The sequence below is a fragment of the Streptococcus anginosus genome (genome assembly GCF_900636475.1).
Classification (GTDB): domain Bacteria; phylum Bacillota; class Bacilli; order Lactobacillales; family Streptococcaceae; genus Streptococcus; species Streptococcus anginosus.
Window position 1 is genome coordinate 1,546,017 of record NZ_LR134283.1, and the last position, 19,157, is coordinate 1,565,173.

The window sequence follows — 19,157 nt, forward strand, 5'->3', positions numbered from 1 at the left end:
CTAGAGCGAAACAACTCTAGTTTTTTTGCATACTCATCCGAAAATCTCTAGAATCTCTGTCAAATTATCAACAGTCCAATCTGGTGCTTCTGCTGGATTCGTTATGTGGTTCAAGTGGCTAAATCCCTGTCGGATCCAAATGGTTTGCATTCCAAGTTGTTTAGCCGGAAGGATATCATTGTCCAAACGGTCGCCAATCATCACAGCATGTTCAGCCGAGCAGTTCGCTTGTTGAAGAGCCAGCTCAAAAATAGCGAGATCGGGTTTTGCCAAGCCAACATCGGCAGAGGAAATCACCAGATCAATCCAAGAATCAATACCAAATCTTCTCAATCTTGCCTGCAAATTCGGCAGTTGATTAGCAATGATAGCAATATTGTAATGCTGGTGGAGAGTTTTCAGCACTTGCTTGCAGTCAGGATACAGCACCTCTAAATCAGACCTCCAAGACGGACGCTTCAGACCATAATCGTTCAGAGCCTCCACATCGCCTTTTTTATTCTCCTTAAAATAGTGGTTCATAGTTTGATAAAATGCTGCATAAGAAATGTGAGTATCCGCAATAGCCTGCTCAATCCGATCTTGGTAGGCTTTTTCTTCGTTTACCAAAGTTGAGCCAATATCAAAGAATAACCAATGAATCTGTTTCATGTGAAACCTCTAATAAAGATTGATGTCTCCGCTGACAGCTTGGATAGTAAGAGAATCTGTAGAAGCCGTTGCTTGGTGGTGGATTGTGTTGCCAATGATTTGGTGGCTCGGCTGGAGCTGGTCAGAAATAGAAATGTCTCCGTGCACCGTTTCGAGATCATAGCTGAAATCATGGTGCAGCAGATGAAGTGAAATATCTCCGCTAGTTGTTTGAATGAAAGTCTTACCAGCAATTTCTAAAGAATGCGTATCGAAATCCCCTGACACAAGAGACAGCTTACAATCTGTCAACTTGACATGCGCTAGATGAATATCACCACTGATAAGGGGAACATTGGTTTGTTGCAAATGGCAATGCCGCATAGTCAGATCGCCACTTGAAAGCTCAATCGTTCCTTTTTGTGTTTGAAGATGAGAGACAGCTACATCGCCAGAAGTTGCTTGAAGTGAGAATGATTGAAGAATCTTGCCATTCGGGATTTGAATGCAAATGGGATGATTATCAAAACCGTTTTTCATGACGTTAATAATCCAGTCCAAACCGCTGTAATGCGTGTTGCCTTTTTCTGTAATGTGCCACTTCTCGTTTTGAACAGTAGAAATGATTTGATTATTGCCTTTTCCATTATAGTATTTGATGTGGAAAAAATCATCAGGTGAAGGCTCAATCAGAATATCTTGCGTGGTGACATCAATATGCAATTCAGAGATTGTTGCATAGTCTTCAAAGATATAAGCATTGTCGGTATATGATTGTTGATTGTGTGCAGATGACTGGTGTTGAGGACGAGTTGACGTTTCTTCTGCTTGATTTGATGAAAGTGAGCGAATAATCTCTTCTGCTGCGTCTTTGGGATCTCCCAACTCCTCAATGACTTGTGCTTCATTTTCAGGTCCGGCTTCTTCAAAGTATTCCGTAAAATAATCCATTGCTTCTTTATAATCTGCTTCTGGCAATGTTTTCAAGTATTTCTCTAGTGCGGCTAAATAGTTAGTTTTTGTCATGGCGAATGCTCCCTTCTATGATACCGTTGACTGTCGCTGTATATAACTTCCACTCTCTTTTAAGGGTGTTTAACTGCTTTCGTCCCTCTGGAGTAAGGGAGTAATACTTCCGTTTTCGACCTTGATATTCTTGCGAGTAAGTTGTTAAGTAACGATTCTTTTCTAACTTTTTTAAAATAGGATATAAGGTTGATTCCTTGATATTGGCAATCAATTTAATCGTTTGGCTAATCTCATAGCCATAGGAATCTTCACTTTCCAAAATCGCTAGAATGAGAAATTCAATTAGGGTAGAAGATGTTGGAAAATACATGAGCCACCTCCTATGTATAATATTTTTATATATAATTTTTCTATACATAGTATAGTGCTTTTCACTTTCAAAGTCAAGAAAATATATAAAATTTTTATATATTTTTAAAATGTAAGTCTAAAACTATTTTCTTTTCTAGTTTTTTGAGACAGCACATCTGTGATTTCCCTAGGTTTGTTGTAAATAAACCTTAATTCTAGCTTAATTCCTCAATTAAAGAATGTTTTGTATTGAAAAATAGCGTTAGAAAATGGTAAAATATATTAAGTCTTATCTAGAAGTAAGACAAAAGTGATGAATATGATGAAAAAACATAAAATAATTTTTAAATTTCTTGGACAGACGCTGCTTTATTTTGTGATATTTCTAGCGTTGCTTTATTTCTTTAATTATCTTGGTCAAGGCCAAGGTGGTTTTATCTATAATGAATTTTAGGAGCAGACTGTGACCAATTCAGTAATTAACGACATGATTGAAACGATTGAGTATTTTGCTCAGTCTCAACCAGATTTTCCAGTTTACAATGTTCTCGGAGAAGTTCATACTTATCATGATTTGAAAGTGAACTCGGATTCGCTCGCTGCAAAGATTGACAGCCTTGCGCTTCCTGAGAAATCACCAGTAGTAGTTTTTGGTGGGCAAGAATACGACATGCTGGCAACCTTTGTAGCTTTGACGAAGTCAGGGCATGCTTATATTCCGATTGATAGTCATTCAGCTCTTGAACGTGTGACAGCAATTGTGGAAGTGGCACAGCCTAGTCTCATCATTGCAATCAATGACTTTCCGCTGAAAGATGTGAACATACCAATTCTTGACTTGGCAGCAGTTCAAACTGCTTTTGCAGCCAAACATCCTTACGAAATTGTACACCCTGTTAAAGGCGATGATAATTACTATATCATTTTCACCTCAGGAACGACTGGAAAGCCGAAAGGAGTACAAATCTCGCACGATAATTTGCTCAGTTTTACCAACTGGATGATTACAGATAAGGAATTTGCGACTCCAATTCGTCCGCAAATGTTGGCGCAGCCACCTTATTCTTTTGATTTATCGGTTATGTATTGGGCGCCAACCTTAGCACTTGGAGGCACACTTTTTGCGGTTCCGTCTGCCATTACGCAAGATTTCAAGCAGTTATTTGAAACTATCTTGAATTTGCCGATTGCCATTTGGACATCAACACCGTCTTTTGCAGATATGGCGATGCTGTCTGAGGATTTCAATGCTGAAAAAATGCCAGGCATTACGCATTTCTACTTTGACGGAGAAGAATTGACGGTTAAAACAGCTCAAAAATTGCGTGCTCGTTTTCCAAATGCACGTATTATCAATGCTTACGGTCCGACAGAAGCAACTGTGGCTCTATCTGCTGTTGCTATAACGGATGATATGCTGACAAATATGAAACGCTTGCCGATTGGCTATACCAAAGCGGATTCTCCAACTTTTGTGATTGATGAAGACGGAAACAAATTGCCAAATGGTGAGCAAGGAGAAATCATTGTATCTGGACCAGCTGTATCAAAAGGCTATATGAACAACCCAGAGAAAACAGCCGAAGCATTTTTTGAGTTTGAAGGGTTACCAGCCTATCATACAGGCGATGTTGGTACTATGACAGATGAAGGTTTACTGCTTTATGGCGGTCGTATGGATTTCCAAATCAAGTTCAACGGTTTTCGTATTGAATTAGAAGATGTTTCCCAAAACCTGAACAAGTCTCAATATGTGGACTCAGCTGTGGCTGTACCGCGTTACAATAAAGATCATAAAGTACAAAACCTTCTAGCCTATGTCATCCTGAAGGACGGGGTTAAGGAACAATTTGAGCGTGAGATTGACATTACCAAAGCTATCAAAGAAGATTTGCAAGATATTATGATGTCTTATATGATGCCTTCCAAATTCCTTTATCGGGATTCCTTGCCATTGACACCAAATGGTAAGATTGACATTAAAGGTTTGATTAGCGAGGTCAACAACCGATGATGGATTTCATAAGACAGCTTCCTCACTTGGAACCGTACGGGGATCCGCAGTATTTTGTTTATATCATTTTAGCCGTTTTGCCAATCTTTGTTGGTTTATTCTTCAAAAAAAGATTTCCCATTTACGAAGCTCTGGTCAGCTTTGCTTTCATCATATTTATGTTAATTGGACCTAAATTAACACAAATCTATGCTCTACTGTTTTATGTTCTTTGGCAAATGCTTTGGGTTTGGACTTATAAAATTTATCGAAAAACGGGAGATAGCAAATGGATTTTCTATTTGCACATTGCTTTGTCTATCCTACCGCTTTTCTTTGTAAAGGTAACGCCAGCTATTTATGGTCATCAATCACTCTTGGGCTTTTTAGGAATTTCCTACTTAACTTTCCGTTCAGTAGGAATGATTATTGAGCTGCGGGATGGTGTTCTAAAAGACTTTAGCTTATGGGAATTTCTACGTTTCATGCTCTTTATGCCAACTTTTTCAAGTGGGCCGATTGATCGTTTTAAGCGGTTCAATCAAGATTATGAAAATATCCCTGAGCGTGATGAACTGCTAGATATGTTGGAGCAATCAGTTCAATACATAATGCTTGGTTTCTTATACAAGTTTATTCTTGCACATATTTTAGGCTCAATGATTTTGCCTCCTCTCAAGCAATATGCAGTGCAAATGGGTGGTATCTTCAACCTGCCAACTCTAGGAGTGATGTATGTATTTGGATTGGATTTATTTTTTGACTTTGCGGGTTATTCCATGTTTGCCCTTGCCATTTCCAATCTAATGGGAATTAAAAGTCCGATTAACTTTAACAAACCATTTATCTCTCATGATTTGAAAGAGTTTTGGAATCGTTGGCATATGAGCCTGTCTTTTTGGTTCCGTGACTTTGTATTTATGCGGTTGGTCACAGTACTTATCCGAAACAAAGTTTTTAAAAATCGGAATACCACTTCAAGTGTCGCTTATATCATCAATATGCTAGTCATGGGCTTTTGGCACGGAGTCACTTGGTATTATATTGCTTATGGACTTTTTCATGGTCTAGGACTCGTTATCAATGACGCTTGGGTGCGGAAGAAAAAGACCATCAATAAAGAGCGGAAAAAGAAGAATTTGCCACTATTACCAGATAACAAATGGACACAAGCAGTGGGGATGTTTATCACTTTTAATGTTGTAATGTTTTCATTCTTAATCTTCTCAGGATTTTTGAATGACTTATGGTTTAAAAAATAAAAAAGGAGTTCTCTAATGGACGTAAAAGCAGAAGTATTAGAAATTATTGATGATTTATTTATGGAAGATGTATCAGACATGATGGACGAAGATTTGTTTGATGCAGGCGTTCTGGATAGTATGGGAACAGTTGAATTGATTGTTGAGTTAGAAAATCGCTTTGATATTCATGTTCCCGTCTCAGAATTTGGTCGTGATGATTGGAATACTGCTAATAAAATTATTGAAGGCGTAACGGAGCTTCGTAATGCTTAAACGATTGTGGCTCATTTTAGGCCCAGTTTTCTGCGCCCTTTTGATGGTGGTGGCTTTACTATTTTTCTACCCAACCAAGCAACAACATGATTACCAAGCTGAAAAGCGCTCGGCTGTTACTTTGACGGCGGGAAGTTTCAAGGGAAGAACGCAAAAAGTACGTGCTTTGACAGATAAGAAGCACCGCTTTGTTCCTTACTTTGGTTCAAGTGAATGGCTGCGCTTTGACAGCATGCATCCTGCGGTTTTGTCAGAAAAATATAAGCGTAATTATCGTCCGTATTTTTTAGGACAACGAGGAGCCGCATCTCTTACGCAATATTTTGGCATGCAGCAAATGCTTCCGCAGTTAAAAAATAAGCCAGCTGTCTATGTTGTCTCTCCTCAATGGTTTACTAAAAAAGGCTACAGTCCAGCAGCATTTCAACAATATTTCAATAGTGATCAATTGACTAGTTTCTTGCGCCAGCAAGAAGGAGACATTGATGCTCAATATGCGGCGAAGCGCCTCCTGCAACTGTATCCTACGGTGGCTATGAAAGACAATGTAAAAAAAATAGCTAATCATCAGAAACTGTCAAACTTTGACAAACAGTACGTCCGTCTTATCAGCCGTTTAAATAAACGTGAGGATGCCCTTTTCAATTCTCTTTTTGCCGAACGTAATGAGAATTATGAAAAATTGGTACAGCCTCAAATTAAGCGTTTGCCAGATAAATTTTCTTATCAGGATTTGGAAGAATTTGCGACAAAAGATGCTCAAAGAAACACGACTAATAATGATTTAGGAATTGATAATAAATTTTATAAGCATCGCTTGCGGAAACGTATTAAAAAGTTTAAAGGAAAGCAAGCAAAGTTTTCTTATACCAAATCTCCCGAGTATAACGATTTACAACTTGTTTTGAAGCAATTTGCCAAGTCAAAAACGAATCCAATTTTTGTTATTCCTCCTGTCAATGCGAAGTGGATGGCCTATACTGGTTTGAGTCAAGAAAAATACCAACAAGCAGTGAAGAAAATTCGTTATCAGTTGGAAAGTCAAGGTTTTACCAATATCGCGGACTTTTCAAACGATGGTGGGATGCCCTACTTTATGCAAGATACCATTCACATGGGCTGGCTTGGCTGGTTGGCGTTTGATAAGGCTGTCAATCCTTTTATTTCCAATCCCAAGGCTGCTCCGACTTACCAGATGAATGATCGATTCTTCAGCAAAGAATGGGCAAATTATGACGGAGCAATTGAGAATTTTAAATAAGAAAAATAAAACACGAACACAAATTAACTAGTTGGTTGCTAGTTTGCTTGTCCGTGTTTTTTTATATGGGGAACTAGAGAATTCTATGAATCTGTCAGCTTTTCTATTGTATTTTGGAAAGATAGCTGTTGATCTAAAACATATTGCTCTATTGCTTGAGCGACACCATGATTATTATTGGTGTGGGTAACGGCTGCAGCTTGCTCTTTGACTGCTTTAGGAGCATTTCCCATAGCCACTCCTAATCCGGCTAATTTCAGCATGGGGAGGTCGTTGAAATTATCACCAATTGCCATGACTTGCTGGAGAGGAATGTGATAAAAATGAGCAATCTCTTGAAGAGCATTTTCCTTAGAAACCTGTTTAGCTGTAACTTCTAGATAATTCTCTTTTGAAAGATAAAAGGCTGTTTTAGGAAAATTTGTGTTTTGCAGATAGTCGTGAAGATTTTGAATGGTGGCTGCTTCACCTATCAGAAGAAGTTTGTGAATAGAAGCACGATCTTCTACAACAGAGACTAGAGATTGAAGGATAGGATTTTCACCGGTAATATCTGCTTCCTCCTGAACCCATTTGTCAATCTGTTCAGCAAACCAATCCTTTCCTGAATAGAGATTAATAGCTACAGCTGGAAACTTCTCTTGGACGAGCTCTAGCAAATACTGAACTTCTTTTTTATCCAAACCGTGTTCCATTAAAACATCATAATTCTGGGAATTTCCTTTGATGACAAGAGCGCCATTGTAGCAAGCCAATGGATTGTCAATGAGACCAAGTTGCTGTGCGATTGGCTCCATGCCAAGTGGTGAACGCGCAGATGCCAACACAAAAGGGATTCCTTTTTCCTGCAAAAGAGGAAGCTGTGTTTTTAGCTGATAATCAACTTGGTGTTGGTCATTTAAAATAGTACCGTCAATATCGCTTATGACAAGGCGGATAGGTCGTTTGTTCATAAAATTTCTTCCTTATAAGCATGATATCATTGTGGGGTGATAATCAGAATGTTCATTTTTCTTCTTTGTTATTATTTTAACACAAAGAAGAATTTTTGAAAGCGGTTTAGCTATTTTCTATTAAGACAAATTTAAGCAAAACAAGGTATATTATAACTAATCCTAAAAAACTTTTTTCATCATAATCTCCTAAACAAAAAAGCAGTCTTTCTCGATTGCTTTTTTGTATGGAATTCATGTTATAATGAAATCATGTTATCAAAAGAATTTAAACACATCATGCAGACAGATACAGTCGCAACGGCTAAGTCCTTGTTAGGTATGCAATTGTGCTTAGACGGACAAGTGTTGGGACGAATTGTTGAGACAGAAGCCTATTTGGGAGCTAAAGATAGTGCTTGTCATAGTGCACATGGTAAACGAACACCGAAAAACGAGTCTATGTATTTATCTGCTGGACACTGGTATGTCTATCAAATCTACGGGCATCAAATGCTGAATTTAGTCACAAGGGCTGAGAATGTCGCAGAAGCCGTCTTGATTCGAGCCTTGGAATTACCAGACGGTACATTGCTTGCCAACGGCCCAGGAAAATTAACTAAATTTGCAGGGATTACCAAGGAATTTGATGGTCAAGGTTTGACCACTTCAAGATTGCAATTGGTAGAAAATGCTGTCCCGTTTCAAATTGGCTCGCGCTCTCGAATTGGCGTGACTTGCACAGATGAATGGCGAGCTGTGCCTCTAGGCTTTTATGTTATGGGCAATCGGCACGTTTCTAAAATTTCGAAGGTAGGTTTATTGCCAGATGCTAAGACATGGAAAATAGATAATTAAAAAAACAGAGTGGAGAAAAGAACCCAACAACTGAAAAAGGTTCACTCTCCATTCTGTTTTTGATTTTTATAAAATTTTATCAGATTTTTCTACATAAAAGAGGGCAATAATCATAATGATTGTAAGAATGAGCAAGACACATACAGCAGGTAGCCAAGAATGGAAGAAATCGGCACTATAACCAAATAGAGCTGGTCCAAAAGCAGCTAGTAAATAACCACCTGTTTGTGCTAAGCCAGATAGTTGAGCAGTTTGTTCAGGGCTACTCGTTTTTGTTGAAAAAGTAACCATAAGATATGGGAAAAGAGCACTCACAGCTGACCCAATGAGGATATTGGTAGTAAGCCAATAAAAGAAATTATTCGTTCGAATTAAGAGCATGCTAATGCCAAGGACACTCGCAGCAGAGATAATTGCTAACATTATCATACGATGACGAGGAGACAGCCGTGTTGTCAAGCTAGGAATGGTCATTGAAAAAGGTAGGCTAATCAAGTTAAAGACAGAGGCTAGAACTCCAGCAGAAGCATTTGAAATGCCAGCTTGCGTTGCCATAGTTGGTAGCCAGGTTAGGCAAGTATAAAAAAGCAATGATTGCAAGCCACCAAAAATAATAATAGCCCAAACTTTTTTATTTTTCCAGATAGAGCTACCTTGGTGCTCTTTATTTTTGTTCACTAAGAAATGGTTATAAGATGTATTTGGTAGCCAAATTAAAAATGCTAAAAGACAAACAATTGTCAAAAAAAGGACAAGACCTTGCCATGAAGTTGCTTTTGTTATCGGCACTGCAATAGAAGAAGCAATAGCGGTTGATAACCCCATAGAGGTTACATACATGGTTGTCAAGAGCCCAATCCGATGGGGTTGATTGGCTTGGATGACACTTGGAAGTAAAACATTAAGTACTGCAATGGAAACTCCAATGAGAATCGTCCCCACGTAAAGAAGTGGTAGATTAAAAATCCGAATGAAGGATCCAATGGTAAGCAGAGCAAGGACAAGAGCAAACAGTTTTTCTAGCCCAATTTTACTCGCTAAACGCGCTGAAAATGAAGAACAGAGAGCGAACATGATCAAGGGCAGACTGGTCAAAAGACCAAGTGAGCTCACCGAAACATGAAGCCCACTAGCAATGTTCGTTAAAACAGTTGGAAGCGTTGTAAAAGGCGTCCGCAAAGCGACACCCACCATGATAATTCCTGGTAATAAAAAGATAGAATGTTGTTTTTTCATAAATACTCCTAAGGGGTTCTTAGAAAATTATACCATAGAAATAGCTGAAATTATATCTCTATATTAGTGCATGAGCTCCAGATAGTAGGATGTAATAGTGGCTTCTTCAATTTTATTTCGTTGTCCTAGCCACCAAGTAACTGTTTCGATAAAAGTTGTTGTGACATAGTTTTTTAAAAATGGTTCTGGTAAATTAGATTTTTGTGTCAATAGCTTTTCGCGAATGAGAGGAAAGAGATAGTGTTCTAGCTCTAATTTTAAACGATTGATAAAATAAATATTTTTAGACAATAATAAAGTAGCTATTTTATCTTGGTTTTTCCTGAAATGGTAAAAAATATGAGCTGTTGCGTCAAAAAGTTCGCTTGCTTGGTAGCGCTCAACAAATGTATGTTGGAACAAATCTTGGCACATTTCTTCAAGTAGTGCTTCTTTTGTCTCAAAATGAGCATAGAAAGTCGACCGACCGACATCTGCAAGGTCAATGATTTCTTGAACTGTGAGGGACTCATAGCTTTTTTGATTCAAAAGAGTGAGAAAAGCCTGATAAATGGCTGCGCGTGATTTTTTAACTCGTCTATCCATCGTTTCCGAACAAATCTCCTTAAATGTACACTATCAAACGAAGCATTAGATTTGTTTCTTGTTTCCTCCGTTAAAATAGTAGATAATATAATTGAACAAAGTGTTTTGTTTTGAATACATTATACAATAAATAAAATCAAATCTCAATGTGCGATTAGAAGGAGGCAATAATGAAATCAAGTAAAAATGTCTGGATTGCATTTCTGTTAAATTTTTCTTTTGCAATTATTGAATTTACCTTTGGTGTTCTTTTTAATTCTAGTGCTGTGCTAGCAGATGCGGTGCATGATACGGGTGATGCCTTAGCGATTGGCTTGTCGGCGTTTTTTGAAAAAATTTCCAATAGACGAGGTGATAGAAACTATACATTAGGCTATAAACGGTATAGTTTACTGGGAGCCATGTTGACCTCTACCATTTTGATAGTGGGCTCTATTCTCATTTTGGTTGAAAATGTTCCCAAGCTATTTGCGCCTGAACGGGTAAATTACGACGGTATGCTTATCTTGGGAATTTTTGCAATTGTAATCAACTTTGCAGCCAGCAGGGTGGTTAGTCATGGACATACGCACAACGAATCCATTCTGAGTCTGCATTTCTTAGAAGATATTTTAGGCTGGTTGGCTGTGATCTTTGTATCCTTTATTCTTCGTTTTACAAACTGGTATTTCCTTGACCCATTGCTTTCACTCATCATTTCAACCTTTATCTTGAGTAAAGCACTACCAAAGTTTTGGGAAAATGTTCAAATCTTTCTTGATCACGTACCGAGCGATGTAAATCTGAATGACCTTTATGCAGAAATTCAAACAATCGAGAATATCCAAACAGTCACTCAGCTAAATGTTTGGACAACCGATGGACTAGAAAAATTTGCGATGATTCATATTTGCATGAAACATCCCGAACAACAAGCAGAAACTCAGCAGCTCATTCGCCAACATCTCAAAATATATGGAATTACAAAAGTAACCATTCAGACAGACGAAAGTTTAGATGAGCACGAAGAATGCTGTATTGGTGAGCAACAGTGAGGGGTAAATAGTTTAAGACAGATGTTTTAAACTATTTATTTTTATGTTTTCTTTTTAATGATTGTTGAAAATTCTACTTTCATAAAATGGTTGATTATTTTAGGTAATCATTGTATTATTCAATTAGATATAGTATACTTCATTTTAAAAACAGGAGGTATCTGTCATGAAAAAATCAATTAAACAAAACAAAGAAGTTATTGGAGGATAGCATGGAAACAAAAGCATGGCTATTATAGTAGATGAGCAGAAAATACTTTTGTAAGTCCTTTGTATGCATGCTATAGCACTTGTAATACAAGCAAAGAATATAGACATACTTAGTTTATTGAGTAATGGATTATACTGTGGTGTACTTAAAAGTCGATTTATAATCAACTTTTAGTTTTTATATGATAATTTGGAGGTAAATTATAGTGTTTGATAGGAACAAAACAAATCACCTGACGAGTCTGCTTCTGATATTTCTGTGTTCTATCCTTATCTTATTACCTCAATTTTTTTCAGGTAACTTAATTTTAGGTTCGGATTCCATCTTTCACTTTAACCGATTTTATGATACAGCTGAACAAATTAAGAATGTCAATTTTAACTATCATATCTCTCTATATGGTTTTCAGCAGTCTGGACGGATAGTTAATGCCCTTTATGGTCCTTTTATAGCTTATTTTCATGGCTTCTTGGTTCTAATCAGTAAGAATTGGTTTATCTATCAGGTCTTATCCAATATTGTATTATTCAATCTAGCTGGCTTGTCTATGTATGTGTTTCTTATTAAAAGTAAAATGGAGCAGAAGTACGCTGTCCTTGGCGCTTTGCTCTATATCTCTAGCTACTCTATTCAATATTGGACAATTCGGCAAGGATTTACCAGTTGGGGTGCAGCTTTAATGCCCTTAGCTTTGAGTATCTTATTTGAACTAAAGGATACGAAACAGGTACCAAAATATACCTTAGGCATTTATACAGCTTTGATGGTTCAGACACATATGCTATCTTCCGTATTATTAGTGCTGATTTACTTACCATTCTTTGCTTTAGCATTTTTTCAACATCCTAAAAAGTTGGTTTTCATAAAAAGATTATTTGTTGAAATAGGGATTTTCTTTGGGTTGACAATGAATATCTGGTCTAGTTATTTTTACCTTTTAACTGGTAATCAACTCATAAGTCCTAAAATAAATACATCTATGAACCTCAATACCATTAACCAAAATAGTTATTATTGGTTGATGAATCCAGTAACGCTGATTCCCATTTTTCTCCTTGTCTATTTCTTTTTCTTCAGAAAATGGAAAGACTTAGATAGTGGAATGAAGACATGGTTTTGGGTCATGAATGCTTTCTTGTTCTTAACAACTAGCATTTTCCCTTGGAACGATTTAATTGAGAGGAGAAATCCAGTTGCTCAACTAATCCAATATCCTTTTCGCTTCTTCGTTCCTGTAACCATTATTCTTATCTATTTTAGTAGTAAGCCTTATTCAGCCTACTGTTCTGATTGCGACGGCAGTTCTGGATTGGAATTCATCAGATAACTTTTTGCGTAATCAGTATAAAGTAGTTTTTACTGGAGATTCCGATACTATTAAAAGTTCTTTCTATAATGTAGATAAGCAAAAAGCATTAGAATTAGTTGCCAAAGGAACGCCTGACTATCTGCCTTCTTATGGACAATTGGCTGAACAATCCAGTTCTTATTACGATGCCTACATCACCAAGGTCATCCAAAATCAAGGCTTTAAAAAGACAAGAAAAAAGAGTGGATTGACTTTAGAGTGGCAGGGGGATTCCGCTTCGTTTAGAGAGTTACCTATAATAGTTTACAAGAATACTATCATTACATTTAACGGGCAGCAGTTGAATAATGACCTCTTAAATTTAAGTGCTATCGGAACTCCCACTTTCCAGCAACTTCCAAATGCTAAAAATAGTGTTACCATTTCCTATAAAATGGAAGTGACAGAGAAGGTTATGATAATTTTCTCAGAACTAGCTTTGCTCATTATTCTTATAGTTGTTTTATTTAAGTCTGTTTTTAGCAATAAGGGTAAGAAATAAAGTAACAAAGAATAAATCAAAAACAGTAAATTTGTTTTAAGAGTTGTAAGATATAGACGGTTACATTGTATGCAAGCTGTGAGATATGATAGATAGGTTACACTAAAACAGTCCGCTTAGTAAGGACAAAAAAGCCTAGAAACGTTGGTTTCATAGGCTTTTTTAATCTCAATTATTTAACCTCAGTAAGGAATACTTAAAATCTATTTTAGTTGTGATAAACCTTATTAAATCAAGGTTTATAAGCTATTGATTTGGATAAAACTGTTAAAGGTTGCCAAAAAGGTTGCCATGAATTTCATGAGGTTAGCTCCGCAATTTTATTTAGATAAATATCTACCGCTTGTGTTTGATTTTTAGGGGCAAGCTCGGCATATATGTCCATAGTAGTCTTGATAGACTTATGTCCCATACGAACCTGTAACTCTTTCCAATTCATACCAGCATTTAACATCATAGAAGCATGTGTATGACGGAACAAGTGAAAACCATAGTCAGGTAGATTAACTTCCTGTAATCGTCTTTTGAGTGTCGCACGTTCATTCCTATCGCACATATAGTTTCCGTAGATAGTTGGGAAAATCAACTTACTTTTTGAAAGACCGTTCTTCTTGAAATAAAGATTCATTTCATCATGGAAGTTTTGAAGTTGCTCAATAATTTGGTACGGAACAGCTATTTTTCTATTACCTGAATCAGATTTAGGAGTATTTTTACAAACAACCTTTCCTTTTAATCCTAACTTAGGTTTCGCATTTTTCCAAATAAGAGTTTTAGTGACTAATATTTCAGAACTTTCAAAATCAAGGTCATAGATAGTCAAAGCTAATAGCTCATTGATTCTCATTCCTGAAGCAAGTAGACTGTCGCAGATAACTTTAAATCGCCGATTAGCCCTAGTATTAGGTAAAGTATCAACGAAATTTAGCCAGATAGTTAAATCTTCATCATGAAGAACCATAATGCGTTTTTGATTGCTTTTAGGTTTTGGGGGAATTTTGATAGATTGAGCAGGATTATGCTTTAATTCAAAGTGTGTTATTCCAAAATCAAAAATATCACTTAATTTATGGGCAATGGCTCCAAAATCTTTAGCACAGCCTTTTTCAGCACGCTTTACGCCAGATTCGACAGATTTTTTTGATTTTGTTGCAAGCTCGTTAACCCAGTTTTGAATATCAGACGAAGTAACTTTATCAGGCTGATATTGTCCGAATTTGGGGAGAATGTAGGTATCTAGATAGTTCCTCACTCGGTTCAGAGTGTTATCTGAGCTGACCCAAGTCTCGTAATTTGAAAACCATAGTTCAGCTAAATCTGACAAGGTAGCAATGCTAAAAGTTTCTTTCCTTGTTGAACCACTTTCTTCAAAATCAATTTTAGCTTGAATAATTTTACGGTCTAAGGAGCGTAAGGTTTTAGCTGTTACGGTTGTTTTTACAGGTTTTCCAGTCTTTATATCTAAGCCTAGATAGATACTCTTTGCTGAATAACTAATCTCGCCATTATCCTTTACTTTCTTGAGGACGGTTTTTCCTTTATGGATAATTTTTTCTGTATTCATTGCTGCTCTCTTCAATCAATCGAAGAATTGAAAAAAGCTAAAATAGATAGTATCTCACTTTCTTTTTTGATACTCCTATTTTAGCACATTTCACTTCTAGTTGTGGCTTAAAAACTCTAAAACAGTATCAATATGATAGTAAACGGTTCTAGTACCCTCAATAGGTGGTTCTAAACGTTTAAGACCTCTATTTTCCCATGACTTCAATGTATTTGGAGATATACTCAGTAAATTCAATAACTCTTTTTGAGTATAAATAATACCAGTTCTATTCTTTTCACTATTTAAATGTTTTAGTAGGTCAATAACAGTAAGAAGCATGAGTTCGATTTGCTTTAAATCAAAATTATTGCTAGACATACTATTCTCACTTTCTTTGGTAAATGAAATATGAGATAATAGCAGTAGAGGGAAGCTACTGCTTATCTCTCGCTAACTACTTGCTATTACTCTCTGCTTTGGTCAATTTGAGAGTAGTAGCTTTTTTCTTTTTGTTGTTAATTGGATTCATTGAGAGATGAAAGGCATCTTTTGTAAAGTCATAGTTTAGAACATTAGGATTAAACTTATCAAATAAATAAGCAAATTTTTCAATCTGTTCTTGCTTATGTCTCTCGAAATCCTCAGGTGTAAATGTAATGGTTTTATACTTGAAGTTGCCATCATCTTCTCTGATTTTGAAATGATAGATAACATTGGTGAGTCTACGTTGTAACTGTTTGTAACTATCAATCTCTTGTTGACTCTCTGGCACCATTAAGCCATAAGCTTCTTTTGGAGTAAAAATTGATGTGATATGAATCTCATTCCAAAGAGCTATAGTATTTGTGTAGCGAGCATGAAGCTGAACAGGGTAAACATCTGTTACCTTAAGAAATTCTTTATAGGACATGCCTTTAAATTCATCCATGAAAAGAATTGGCTCAGCACAATAGAGGTCTAATCCTCCATTATCAAAGTCCGTCCAAATATAGACATTATCTCGCCCAAATTCTTTTTTTAGATTAACTTGAGTGTGAGATTTTCCGCTTCCAGATTCTCCCACGTGCCAGTAGACTTTCATGTCTTTAATATCTGGAGTTTGAGCAAGTCGATGTTGAAAGAAGTGTTCACGAATCATTTTAGAATACTTACGGTATTCAAGGTTACCCATCATAATTTCTTCAGGCGTAGCACCATTTTCAATTTGTTTTTGAATATAATCAAAGTCGCTTCGATGCCCCTGATTTCTAGCTCTAAGCTCACCGTGAACCTTCATAGGTACTACAATAGTATGTGCCTTTTCTTCATGCTCCCCGCTTTTTTCAAGGTAAGCAATAATTTGCTCTTTTGTTCCACGTGTTATCTCTGCATGAATAGTAGGATAAAGCTTTTGGAGTGCCGAGAAGCGGAAAGCTTTCTTATCTTCAAGCACCATATGACAATGATGAACTCCATTGTCTCCAATTTCATAGTTTATAGCGCAAACGACGTTCTCATTGCGAGCAATCCAACGTTCCATTAAGAAATCAACAATTTCTTCAGGGCTGAGTGGCTCATTGGTATCTGGAAGGAGCTTGCGGAACTCCTGAATCCGTTTTTTAGTTTTTTCTTTGTACTTGTCGCTATCAAAGAAATCTGATTCTTTATCGAACAACTTATCAACGTTGTTTAATACGCAACAGAAGCTATTAGCACGGAAGTCTGATGAAATATTGGAATTTGTCATAAATCTCCTTCTTTGTCATTTACACTAATGACATATTTTATTCTTTTAAGACCTTTACTTATAAGGCTTTGTGACCGTTTTGTCACTTGTCATGAAGTTCGGGGTAATACTAGCCCGAACTTAGCCAGCTAAAGCTGGCGAGGCTGTAAGCCTAATCCTACGCTTGAAGCTACGGGCTAACAGCCTCCTCACTTAGTGGAAATCCCCTACTAAGTAAATCAGTTATTAATTGAACTGCCCTATTCCTATCTCGTATGGTGTATGTTCTAGCTTCAATGACAGGTTGTCCATCAAATTGAATATTAACTTCTCCCTGCCCTTTATTACGGTTGACCTCATCATCAGGAAAGAGCATTTGCTTGGCTTGGGGGCTGAGACGACCAATGGAAATTTTAGTAGAAAAATTTTCACGACCTCCAGCAGGAAAGACAGAAGCATCTATTCTTTGACAAATACAGATAAGATGGTAGTTGACCTGTCTGGATAGACGTAGCAAATTTCCTACTTTTTGCAAGAATGCCTCCTTATCCGCTTTCTTTGAAATACTTTCTACCGTGCTCTGATACTCTTCAAAAACCAAAAAGAATGGTGGGTACTTTTTATTAGGATTGGTTCTACGGTTTTCAAAGATACTATAGGCTTTGTTGAAACCATCATAGACACTATCTCCCAGAAATACATTCTCATTATCTCGCCATTGCCAGTAGTCCTTTCCTTGCTTGTAATCCAAAACTAGGCATGAAGCATTGCTTGAATGGAGATATAGAATACTCAACAAATATTTGATAAAATAAGACTTTCCACTATTCGTCGGAGCTGAGACCAGCATATGTGGAGTCTTTCGTATGTCCCAAGAGATAGGCTGATTGCTTCCCTCTTGGCGTAAAATGTTTAGTTTTACTGACATTAGACTTCCCCCTCTTCGCTATACAAAGCCTTAGCTTGCCCATGTTCTAATTGATTTAGCAATTCTTTTGATACCAGATTTATTTTTAACTTCAAAAAAGGTTCTTCTTCCACCATATTAAATAGAACATCAAGATTATCATCATAGGCACGTACCGTCTGACGAAGTTGTATTTTCCAGTCTTCAAGCGCTTTTGGGTCTGGTATTTTTGACAGCCAGAGATAAAAATCCAATCCCTCTTGTTGGACGCCGTTAGGATAAGAACCTGTATTCAGATATGGGTGGAGCTTGGTAGCTTGATGTATTAGTTCAATATAAAAATCTGAGTAACAATTTCGTTCTTCTGGTAAATTATCAAATCCCTTTAACCACTTTTGAATTTGGATATTAGTATTTTGGACTGCTTGAGGTAGTAGTTGCTCAGCAGGTAGTGTATAAATAAGTATAACGGTATTAACTAAGACAAGCCCTAAGTAGAGAACTAAAAAAATGATTATAAAGTAGAATACTAACTGTAAAATCTGTATCATAAAGTATTATCTCCCTCAAAATCCTTGTCATATTTCAACATAATACACAGGCGCAAATGCTCATCAATCCATTGTTCAAAGTCGTAGCAAGTAATAACACCATAAGGATAACTATTAACTGCACGAGAAATCTTATCATATAACTTCTGAGCATGCTGACGTTGAGCTGTAGTAACAAAGGAATTTTCTCTCTGTTTTAATAGTAAAGAGTCCTTTTTAATAGCATATTTAGGAACGAGTGCTTGTAAGGATAGAATACCTCTGCTATCATAAGAGTTATATTCAAACTTCTTTGACAGCTTCATACGGTCTTTTACGCTTAAGTTAACCAATTGGTCGATTCCGAGTACTCCAAGAATCTTTTCACACTCTGTAACACATTTATCAAAAGTGATGGTGGGTGTTTGTTTTATCGAATTTTCAAAAATAGTTGTCATTTTATAATACTCCTTTAAATATTTTGAATGATAGTAGTACCGTCAATTATCCTATTTGGTGCTCTAGCTCTTTTTAAAATCATAGTTACACCTCTACAGTTGCGCTTTCTGCCTTGATAGATAAAGCAGCTCTTCCGTTTGATAGATATGGTGAGAAGGTTACCCTCTCTAGCCTAAGATTGACTTTTTCGTCTAAGTACGTGCTGTACTCAGAGACGGTGGAGTTAGCAATCTTAATCGTTCTAGTGATATGCTTACCACTAGAATTACGGAAGCCAGCATCAATCTTGATGTTGCCAGTAGCCTGCTTTGTTTCAAAGTCAATCTCAGGACTGACCCCAAGAACAGAAACGGTTACAAGAATTTCTTGACAAAACATAAGTGTTTTCCTCTAGCCACAGAACTTTAAATTGCTTGATGGGACTTGTTAAGCAATCGAGTAATATAACAGTTGTAAACATTAGAATAATGTGTACATTGGAATCACCTCCTGTTTTAATTCTAATCTGATTATACATGTTAAAAAAATCACAATATTTTATATTTTCCCCTTAATCAAAGGGATTTTTTTGATATAATGTATT

At 36.7% G+C, this 19,157-nt stretch carries 22 protein-coding genes; 9 read left to right on the forward strand and 13 right to left on the reverse strand.

From position 1 onward, the window contains the following. Nucleotides 1–33: 33 nt before the first annotated feature. From EL079_RS07635 to EL079_RS07645, 3 genes are read right to left on the reverse strand one after another with little or no spacing between them, the layout of a single operon-like run. On the reverse strand, nt 34–651 hold the full coding sequence (locus tag EL079_RS07635; RefSeq protein WP_003031559.1) for an HAD family hydrolase: 618 nt from the start codon (nt 649–651) through the stop codon (nt 34–36). A gap of 9 nt (nt 652–660) precedes the next feature. Beyond that, nucleotides 661–1,656, reverse strand: a complete 996-nt coding sequence (locus EL079_RS07640; protein ID WP_003031556.1) for a DUF4097 family beta strand repeat-containing protein — start codon at nt 1,654–1,656, stop codon at nt 661–663. Beyond that, complete coding sequence (locus tag EL079_RS07645) at nt 1,643–1,969, reverse strand: PadR family transcriptional regulator (RefSeq protein WP_003026733.1); 327 nt, start codon at nt 1,967–1,969, stop codon at nt 1,643–1,645. Before EL079_RS07645 ends, EL079_RS07640 begins: the two co-directional genes overlap by 14 nt. A gap of 303 nt (nt 1,970–2,272) precedes the next feature. Here EL079_RS07645 and EL079_RS07650 point away from each other — a divergent pair, with 303 nt between their 5' ends. The 5 genes from EL079_RS07650 to dltD are packed head-to-tail and all read left to right on the forward strand — an operon-like array spanning nt 2,273 to nt 6,721. Beyond that, on the forward strand, nt 2,273–2,404 hold the full coding sequence (locus tag EL079_RS07650; RefSeq protein WP_021002226.1) for a teichoic acid D-Ala incorporation-associated protein DltX: 132 nt from the start codon (nt 2,273–2,275) through the stop codon (nt 2,402–2,404). Between the two features lie 33 nt (nt 2,405–2,437). Continuing rightward, on the forward strand, nt 2,438–3,964 hold the full coding sequence (gene dltA, locus EL079_RS07655; protein WP_263285357.1) for a D-alanine--poly(phosphoribitol) ligase subunit DltA: 1,527 nt from the start codon (nt 2,438–2,440) through the stop codon (nt 3,962–3,964). Next, a complete protein-coding gene (dltB, locus tag EL079_RS07660; RefSeq protein WP_018543665.1) occupies nt 3,961–5,205 on the forward strand; it encodes a D-alanyl-lipoteichoic acid biosynthesis protein DltB in 1,245 nt (414 codons plus the stop codon). Before dltA ends, dltB begins: the two co-directional genes overlap by 4 nt. 15 nt (nt 5,206–5,220) lie before the next feature. Next, nucleotides 5,221–5,460: a D-alanine--poly(phosphoribitol) ligase subunit DltC gene (dltC, locus tag EL079_RS07665; protein WP_003026725.1), complete on the forward strand. Its 240-nt coding sequence runs from the start codon at nt 5,221–5,223 to the stop codon at nt 5,458–5,460. Beyond that, nucleotides 5,453–6,721 (forward strand): D-alanyl-lipoteichoic acid biosynthesis protein DltD, encoded by a 1,269-nt coding sequence (gene dltD, locus EL079_RS07670; protein WP_003030937.1) that lies wholly within the window; start codon nt 5,453–5,455, stop codon nt 6,719–6,721. Before dltC ends, dltD begins: the two co-directional genes overlap by 8 nt. Before the next feature lie 83 nt (nt 6,722–6,804). On the opposite strand, the gene EL079_RS07675 is transcribed toward dltD, so the two are convergent. Then, nucleotides 6,805–7,674 carry a Cof-type HAD-IIB family hydrolase gene (locus EL079_RS07675; protein ID WP_003030945.1) on the reverse strand — a complete coding sequence of 290 codons (870 nt, stop codon included), beginning with the start codon at nt 7,672–7,674 and terminating at the stop codon, nt 6,805–6,807. A 252-nt stretch (nt 7,675–7,926) separates the two neighbouring features. Between EL079_RS07675 and EL079_RS07680 the strand changes: the two genes are divergently transcribed. Continuing rightward, nucleotides 7,927–8,511 carry a DNA-3-methyladenine glycosylase gene (locus tag EL079_RS07680; RefSeq protein ID WP_003030953.1) on the forward strand — a complete coding sequence of 195 codons (585 nt, stop codon included), beginning with the start codon at nt 7,927–7,929 and terminating at the stop codon, nt 8,509–8,511. A 66-nt stretch (nt 8,512–8,577) separates the two neighbouring features. Here the strand turns inward: EL079_RS07680 and EL079_RS07685 are convergent, their stop codons facing one another. Then, complete coding sequence (locus EL079_RS07685) at nt 8,578–9,747, reverse strand: CynX/NimT family MFS transporter (RefSeq protein WP_003030949.1); 1,170 nt, start codon at nt 9,745–9,747, stop codon at nt 8,578–8,580. A 63-nt stretch (nt 9,748–9,810) separates the two neighbouring features. Then, entirely contained in the window at nt 9,811–10,332 is a 522-nt protein-coding gene (locus tag EL079_RS07690) for a TetR/AcrR family transcriptional regulator (protein ID WP_003030940.1), read from the reverse strand. Between the two features lie 170 nt (nt 10,333–10,502). Here EL079_RS07690 and EL079_RS07695 point away from each other — a divergent pair, with 170 nt between their 5' ends. The 3 genes from EL079_RS07695 (at nt 10,503) to EL079_RS09830 (ending at nt 13,427) form a co-directional block, all read left to right on the forward strand. Beyond that, on the forward strand, nt 10,503–11,366 hold the full coding sequence (locus tag EL079_RS07695; protein WP_003030936.1) for a cation diffusion facilitator family transporter: 864 nt from the start codon (nt 10,503–10,505) through the stop codon (nt 11,364–11,366). Between the two features lie 416 nt (nt 11,367–11,782). Next, complete coding sequence (locus EL079_RS09825) at nt 11,783–12,904, forward strand: hypothetical protein (protein WP_003030932.1); 1,122 nt, start codon at nt 11,783–11,785, stop codon at nt 12,902–12,904. Between the two features lie 4 nt (nt 12,905–12,908). Beyond that, nucleotides 12,909–13,427 (forward strand): hypothetical protein, encoded by a 519-nt coding sequence (locus EL079_RS09830; protein ID WP_003030951.1) that lies wholly within the window; start codon nt 12,909–12,911, stop codon nt 13,425–13,427. 298 nt (nt 13,428–13,725) lie between these two features. Here EL079_RS09830 and EL079_RS07705 read toward each other — a convergent pair whose 3' ends face one another. From EL079_RS07705 to EL079_RS07735, 7 genes are all read right to left on the reverse strand, one after another. Next, the gene (locus tag EL079_RS07705) at nt 13,726–14,991 is read right to left on the reverse strand and encodes a tyrosine-type recombinase/integrase (protein WP_003030948.1); all 1,266 of its coding nucleotides are present in this window, start codon (nt 14,989–14,991) and stop codon (nt 13,726–13,728) included. Between the two features lie 96 nt (nt 14,992–15,087). After that, nucleotides 15,088–15,351, reverse strand: coding sequence for a MerR family transcriptional regulator (locus EL079_RS07710; RefSeq protein WP_018543666.1), 264 nt, complete (start codon nt 15,349–15,351; stop codon nt 15,088–15,090). Between the two features lie 76 nt (nt 15,352–15,427). Beyond that, on the reverse strand, nt 15,428–16,699 hold the full coding sequence (locus EL079_RS07715; protein ID WP_003030931.1) for a hypothetical protein: 1,272 nt from the start codon (nt 16,697–16,699) through the stop codon (nt 15,428–15,430). A 169-nt stretch (nt 16,700–16,868) separates the two neighbouring features. Continuing rightward, nucleotides 16,869–17,606 carry a helicase HerA domain-containing protein gene (locus tag EL079_RS07720; RefSeq protein ID WP_003030938.1) on the reverse strand — a complete coding sequence of 246 codons (738 nt, stop codon included), beginning with the start codon at nt 17,604–17,606 and terminating at the stop codon, nt 16,869–16,871. Further along, entirely contained in the window at nt 17,606–18,136 is a 531-nt protein-coding gene (locus EL079_RS07725; RefSeq protein ID WP_018543667.1) for a hypothetical protein, read from the reverse strand. The genes EL079_RS07720 and EL079_RS07725 overlap by 1 nt, the downstream gene beginning before the upstream one ends. After that, on the reverse strand, nt 18,133–18,573 hold the full coding sequence (locus tag EL079_RS07730) for a hypothetical protein (protein ID WP_003030942.1): 441 nt from the start codon (nt 18,571–18,573) through the stop codon (nt 18,133–18,135). The genes EL079_RS07725 and EL079_RS07730 overlap by 4 nt, the downstream gene beginning before the upstream one ends. Nucleotides 18,574–18,658: 85 nt before the next feature. Further along, nucleotides 18,659–18,952, reverse strand: coding sequence for a hypothetical protein (locus EL079_RS07735; RefSeq protein WP_003030952.1), 294 nt, complete (start codon nt 18,950–18,952; stop codon nt 18,659–18,661). Nucleotides 18,953–19,157 lie beyond the last annotated feature (205 nt).

Excerpts from the sequence above, each read along its gene's own strand:
- EL079_RS07725 (WP_018543667.1), bottom strand. The coding sequence starts at position 18,136 with ATGATACAGATTTTACAGTTAGTATTCTACTTTATAATCATTTTTTTA.
- dltB (WP_018543665.1), top strand. The coding sequence starts at position 3,961 with ATGATGGATTTCATAAGACAGCTTCCTCACTTGGAACCGTACGGGGAT.
- dltD (WP_003030937.1), top strand. The coding sequence starts at position 5,453 with ATGCTTAAACGATTGTGGCTCATTTTAGGCCCAGTTTTCTGCGCCCTT.
- EL079_RS07680 (WP_003030953.1), top strand. The coding sequence starts at position 7,927 with ATGTTATCAAAAGAATTTAAACACATCATGCAGACAGATACAGTCGCA.
- EL079_RS07690 (WP_003030940.1), bottom strand. The coding sequence starts at position 10,332 with ATGGATAGACGAGTTAAAAAATCACGCGCAGCCATTTATCAGGCTTTT.
- EL079_RS07720 (WP_003030938.1), bottom strand. The coding sequence starts at position 17,606 with ATGTCAGTAAAACTAAACATTTTACGCCAAGAGGGAAGCAATCAGCCT.
- dltC (WP_003026725.1), top strand. The coding sequence starts at position 5,221 with ATGGACGTAAAAGCAGAAGTATTAGAAATTATTGATGATTTATTTATG.
- EL079_RS07635 (WP_003031559.1), bottom strand. The coding sequence starts at position 651 with ATGAAACAGATTCATTGGTTATTCTTTGATATTGGCTCAACTTTGGTA.
- EL079_RS07685 (WP_003030949.1), bottom strand. The coding sequence starts at position 9,747 with ATGAAAAAACAACATTCTATCTTTTTATTACCAGGAATTATCATGGTG.
- EL079_RS07695 (WP_003030936.1), top strand. The coding sequence starts at position 10,503 with ATGAAATCAAGTAAAAATGTCTGGATTGCATTTCTGTTAAATTTTTCT.
- dltA (WP_263285357.1), top strand. The coding sequence starts at position 2,438 with ATGATTGAAACGATTGAGTATTTTGCTCAGTCTCAACCAGATTTTCCA.
- EL079_RS07705 (WP_003030948.1), bottom strand. The coding sequence starts at position 14,991 with ATGAATACAGAAAAAATTATCCATAAAGGAAAAACCGTCCTCAAGAAA.
- EL079_RS07715 (WP_003030931.1), bottom strand. The coding sequence starts at position 16,699 with ATGACAAATTCCAATATTTCATCAGACTTCCGTGCTAATAGCTTCTGT.
- EL079_RS07735 (WP_003030952.1), bottom strand. The coding sequence starts at position 18,952 with ATGTTTTGTCAAGAAATTCTTGTAACCGTTTCTGTTCTTGGGGTCAGT.
- EL079_RS07675 (WP_003030945.1), bottom strand. The coding sequence starts at position 7,674 with ATGAACAAACGACCTATCCGCCTTGTCATAAGCGATATTGACGGTACT.
- EL079_RS07730 (WP_003030942.1), bottom strand. The coding sequence starts at position 18,573 with ATGACAACTATTTTTGAAAATTCGATAAAACAAACACCCACCATCACT.
- EL079_RS07710 (WP_018543666.1), bottom strand. The coding sequence starts at position 15,351 with ATGTCTAGCAATAATTTTGATTTAAAGCAAATCGAACTCATGCTTCTT.
- EL079_RS07650 (WP_021002226.1), top strand. The coding sequence starts at position 2,273 with ATGAAAAAACATAAAATAATTTTTAAATTTCTTGGACAGACGCTGCTT.
- EL079_RS07645 (WP_003026733.1), bottom strand. The coding sequence starts at position 1,969 with ATGTATTTTCCAACATCTTCTACCCTAATTGAATTTCTCATTCTAGCG.
- EL079_RS07640 (WP_003031556.1), bottom strand. The coding sequence starts at position 1,656 with ATGACAAAAACTAACTATTTAGCCGCACTAGAGAAATACTTGAAAACA.